We start from the raw sequence: 4,441 nt of genomic DNA, 5'->3' as shown, positions 1-4,441 counted from the left end.
TTTTTTCAAGCATAAGACTGGATACGATATATAGTACTGTCTCGTTGGCTCTGAGATTTTTATAAGAGACATGTATAAGATAATACATTTATAAATCAAATAACAGCAATATGATTTTTCTGATTTTTTTGACTTTTAATATGTATTATTGCATTTTATAAAAAAGTAACATTATTTATACATTTATTTGAAGAAGGTGATATGGGAATTATTGCATTTCAAATATTTATCTAGGGGGGATTTTTCATGGAGATAAGTTTTTCACAACGAGCAGAAGGACTAAAAGCTTCAGAAATAAGGGAACTTTTAAAATTAACTGAGATGCCTGAAATAATTTCTTTTGCTGGAGGATTGCCTGCACCAGAATTGTTTCCTGTAAGAGAAATGAAAAAAGTAATGCAGGATGTTTTAGATCAAGACGGCATTGGTACTATGCAATATAGTACTACAGAAGGATTTAAACCTTTAAGAGAGATAATAGCAAAACAGAGAATGGTTGCTTCAGGAGTAAATGTAACCGGTGAGGATATAATCATAACCAGCGGTTCTCAACAGGGAATTGAATTTTCCGCAAGGATGTTTGTAAATGAAGGAGATACCATAGTATGCGAAAGCCCAAGTTATATGGGAGCAATCAATGCATTTAATGCCTACAGACCTAAATTTACCGAAATAGAAATGGATGAAAATGGTATGATAATTGAAAAACTTGAGGAAGAACTCAAAACAAATAAAAGAGTGAAAATGATCTATACCATTCCAGATTTTCAAAATCCTACGGGAATAACCATGTCTGATGACAGAAGAAAAAGGTTAGCTGAGCTGGCTAAAGAATACAAAGTTCCTGTGATTGAGGACAATCCTTATGGCGAACTTATTTTTGAAGGTACAACTCATCCTTCTATAAAGAGTTTTGATAAAGATGGATGGGTAATATACCTTGGCACATATTCAAAAACATTTTGTCCTGGTTTTAGAATTGGTTGGATATGTGCTGCTCCTGAGATACTTCAAAAATATGTCATAATAAAACAAGGAGCAGATCTACAATCTAGCAGTTTAGATCAAAGGGCCACTGCACTATTTATGAAAACTTATAATCTAAATGAGCATATAAATGAGATAAAAAAAGTTTATGGTAAACGTCGAACTCTTATGCTTCAAAGTATAGATGAGTATTTTCCAAAGGAAGTTAAGCATACCAGCCCCTATGGAGGATTGTTCGCGTGGGTTGAATTAAGGGAAGGTTTAAGTTCAAAAAAAATATTGGAAGAAGCCTTAAAAGAAAAAGTAGCCTATGTTCCAGGAGGTTCTTTCTTCCCGAATAGTGCACGTGATAATTATTTCAGATTAAATTATTCATGCATGTCAGAAGACAAAATTGTAGAGGGAATTAAAAGACTTGGAAAAGTACTTTATAAATATTACTAATTTATAGAATAAAATCTCTCCTTTTGGGTTAAACTTTCTCTAAAAGGAGAGGATATCATGTATGATATAAAAAATTCTGAAGAACTGGAAGAAAAAAAATGTAAATTAAGAGCTAATTGTATTGGAGATAGGGGTTATTTCAATAATTTTCAAAATCAAAGTATGTTTGAATTAAAATCAATTCATATTCCTATAAAAAATATAATTAAATGAAGAGATTTCATTGCGACATTTTTATAGCCTAGCTAATTTAAATCAAAAGTGGAGGGATATTTCTTATGAAATTATCAAATAGAATTTTAAACATGCAATTTTCACCTATACGTAAATTGGCACCTTATGCAACTGCTGCAAAAAAAAGAGGTATAAAGGTGTATCATTTAAATATTGGACAACCTGATGTAAAGACTCCAGATTTATTTTTTAAGGCAATTGAAAAATTTAAAACCAGTGTTCTAGCATATACAGAATCACAGGGAATGGATGAATTACAGGAAAGTTTTATAGAGTATTATAAAAAATGGGGTACGGAATTTACTAAAGATGAATTAGTAGTAACCAACGGCGGTAGTGAAGCTATAATGTTAACTTTCATGACTATATGCGATCCTGGAGATGAAATAATTTCACCTGAACCATTTTATACAAACTACAATGGATTTGCAGAAACAGCTTCAGCTAAAATGGTTCCATATTTGACAAAAGCAGAAGAGGGATTCCATCTGCCAAGTAAAGACGTAATAGAAAGTAAAATAACTGATAAAACAAGGGCACTTATGATTTCAAATCCTGGAAACCCAACAGGTACAGTATATTCTGCAGAAGAGCTCAGAATGCTTGGAGATATAGCTAAGGAACATGACTTATACCTTATAGCAGATGAAGTTTATAGGGAATTTGTATATGATGGATTAAATTACACTTCTATTCTAAGTCTAAAGGACATCGCCGATAGAGTAATTGTAGTGGATAGTATATCTAAACGTTATAGTGCATGTGGTGCAAGAATTGGACTAGTTGCCTCAAAAAATAAGGAATTTATTCACAATGTAATGAAATTATGCCAGTCTAGACTTTGCGTTCCTACGGTAGAACAAATTGGAGCTACTGCATTAAAAGATACTCCCGAAAGCTATTTTGTTGAAACAAGAGCAGAATATCAAAAAAGAAGAGACATATTAATGGAAGGCCTTGGCAAAATACCTGGAGTGATATGTAAAAAGCCAAGCGGTGCTTTTTATGTAGTTGCAAAATTACCTGTTAAAAATGCGGAAAACTTTGCAAAATTCTTATTGACCGATTTTGAAAAGGATGGAAAGACAGTAATGGTTGCTCCTGCTAATGGTTTTTATGCTACACCAGGATTAGGGGAAGATGAAATAAGAATATCCTATTGCTTGAACTGTGATGATTTAAAAGACGCTGTAAATCTATTGAAAATAGCAATAGAAGAATATAAAAATGCAAGAGAATAATTAATTATAGCCACCTGTTTTACAGGTGGCTCGTTTTAACCTTTTTCCATTCAAAAATCATTATCTCCATGCCTTAACTCCAAATAATATTGTTCCTTTTTCACTTCAAATCCAACACTTTTATACAAATTTAAAGCTATATAATTGGAGTTCTTTACTTTTATTATTATTTTATTGAATCCATTGGAATGTATTAATTTCAAAATATACATTAAGAGAAATTTACTATATCCCTTCCCTCTGAATTCTTTTATTATACCAAAATTTACTATAACAGGAATACCATTTTCTATAATAAACTGTCCATATCCTATATATTCATTGTTCTTTTTTAAAAAAACTGCACCTTTTTCAAAATAATAATCCTGAACTTCATCAAAAAAAATATCTTCCAAAGTAAGGGGAACTCTATTGTCCTCTTGAAATATTTTATTTTGTATTTCACATCTTTTTCCTTCATCTTTACCTTTCTGCAGCATTTCAAATTCGAGTTCTCTATTTAAAATAAAATGCATATTTTCAGGAAGCTCCTTATACAAAATCAATGTACCTTCCTTTTTTTCAAATCCCACACTTTTTAACAGCTTAAAATTATAATCATTGTTTTCACATAAATATCTTATGATGCAATTTTCCTTAATGGTATTTATTAAATATTTATAGGGCAAACTACTCATATTATTGTATCCATATAATACATTCATAGCATTTATATAGCAAACATTCTTATTATAGATATCTGTCCAAATGTAGCCTATATATTTGACATTGTTTTTGATAAGTTTTACTTTATTTCTCAGAATCATCTTTTGAATAAAATTACAATTGTCATAGACCTGAAAAAAATCCTTATTTAAAGAATTAAATAGGGTTCGCTTACTATTTAGTTCTCTAAAATATTTTAAATTTTTCTTTATTAGCTTTATACATTTATACATTTAATTTTCACCTTATAAAATAAAAGATCACCTTACACGATGATCTCTTATATATTTGAGGCTTTTACTTCTACCACATGTTCGAATATACCTCTTTTTATCTCAGTTGCTGTCATATTTTTTGCATTAAACTTCTCCGTCATATAATTGCATGCATCCCAAGGATTTATTCTATCTCCACAAGTAAATACGTCCACAGCAGCATAACCAAGTTCTGGCCATGTATGGATGGTTAAATGGGATTCTGATATTATAACTACACCACTTACACCCTGTGGACTGAATTTGTGAAAAGCAACTTCTCTTATTTCAGCACCTGCCTTTAATGCAGAATCCACCATTATTTTCTCTATAAATTCTTTGCTATCCAATATTTCAGCATCACATCCGTAGATTTCTGCCAAAATGTGCCGTCCTAATTCATTCATTTTTCATATTTACCCCCTTAGATAAAATATAACAATTAAATTTTATCAAAAATAATGAAAAAGTCAATATATATAGCAATATTAAAAATTTACTTTTGAAACCTTTGAATACTTATATATTTCTCTAATTTCCTATATATATTGAAGAAAAAGAAATATCTTATAAAAT

The 4,441-nt window shown here is 30.4% G+C and carries 5 protein-coding genes; 3 read left to right on the top strand and 2 right to left on the bottom strand.

Going from position 1 to position 4,441, the window contains the following annotated elements; all coding sequences use genetic code 11:
* Nucleotides 1-246 precede the first annotated feature (246 nt).
* The 3 genes from J5G60_RS16780 to J5G60_RS16770 all read left to right on the top strand — a co-directional run bounded on the left by J5G60_RS16780 (nt 247) and on the right by J5G60_RS16770 (nt 2,906).
* On the top strand, nt 247-1,431 hold the full coding sequence (locus J5G60_RS16780; protein WP_150358942.1) for an aminotransferase-like domain-containing protein: 1,185 nt from the start codon (nt 247-249) through the stop codon (nt 1,429-1,431).
* Nucleotides 1,432-1,488: 57 nt separating this feature from the next.
* On the top strand, nt 1,489-1,644 hold the full coding sequence (locus J5G60_RS16775) for a hypothetical protein (RefSeq protein ID WP_179977354.1): 156 nt from the start codon (nt 1,489-1,491) through the stop codon (nt 1,642-1,644).
* A gap of 65 nt (nt 1,645-1,709) precedes the next feature.
* Nucleotides 1,710-2,906 (top strand): pyridoxal phosphate-dependent aminotransferase, encoded by a 1,197-nt coding sequence (locus tag J5G60_RS16770; protein ID WP_150358941.1) that lies wholly within the window; start codon nt 1,710-1,712, stop codon nt 2,904-2,906.
* Nucleotides 2,907-2,956: 50 nt separating this feature from the next.
* Here the strand turns inward: J5G60_RS16770 and J5G60_RS16765 are convergent, their stop codons facing one another.
* Both J5G60_RS16765 and speD read right to left on the bottom strand, forming a co-directional pair.
* Nucleotides 2,957-3,844, bottom strand: a complete 888-nt coding sequence (locus J5G60_RS16765; RefSeq protein ID WP_150358940.1) for a GNAT family N-acetyltransferase — start codon at nt 3,842-3,844, stop codon at nt 2,957-2,959.
* 47 nt (nt 3,845-3,891) lie between these two features.
* Entirely contained in the window at nt 3,892-4,272 is a 381-nt protein-coding gene (speD, locus tag J5G60_RS16760) for an adenosylmethionine decarboxylase (RefSeq protein ID WP_150358939.1), read from the bottom strand.
* Nucleotides 4,273-4,441: the final 169 nt, after the last annotated feature.

This window comes from Clostridium sp. HV4-5-A1G, assembly GCF_900184915.1.
GTDB lineage: Bacteria > Bacillota > Clostridia > Clostridiales > Clostridiaceae > Clostridium_B > Clostridium_B aromativorans.
The sequence above is the reverse complement of the archived record's forward strand: the minus strand, read 5'-3'. Positions and strand labels throughout refer to the sequence as shown.

Coding starts and splice junctions, on each gene's coding strand:
- J5G60_RS16765 (WP_150358940.1), bottom strand. CDS start 3,844: ATGTATAAATGTATAAAGCTAATAAAGAAAAATTTAAAATATTTTAGA.
- J5G60_RS16780 (WP_150358942.1), top strand. CDS start 247: ATGGAGATAAGTTTTTCACAACGAGCAGAAGGACTAAAAGCTTCAGAA.
- speD (WP_150358939.1), bottom strand. CDS start 4,272: ATGAATGAATTAGGACGGCACATTTTGGCAGAAATCTACGGATGTGAT.
- J5G60_RS16770 (WP_150358941.1), top strand. CDS start 1,710: ATGAAATTATCAAATAGAATTTTAAACATGCAATTTTCACCTATACGT.
- J5G60_RS16775 (WP_179977354.1), top strand. CDS start 1,489: ATGTATGATATAAAAAATTCTGAAGAACTGGAAGAAAAAAAATGTAAA.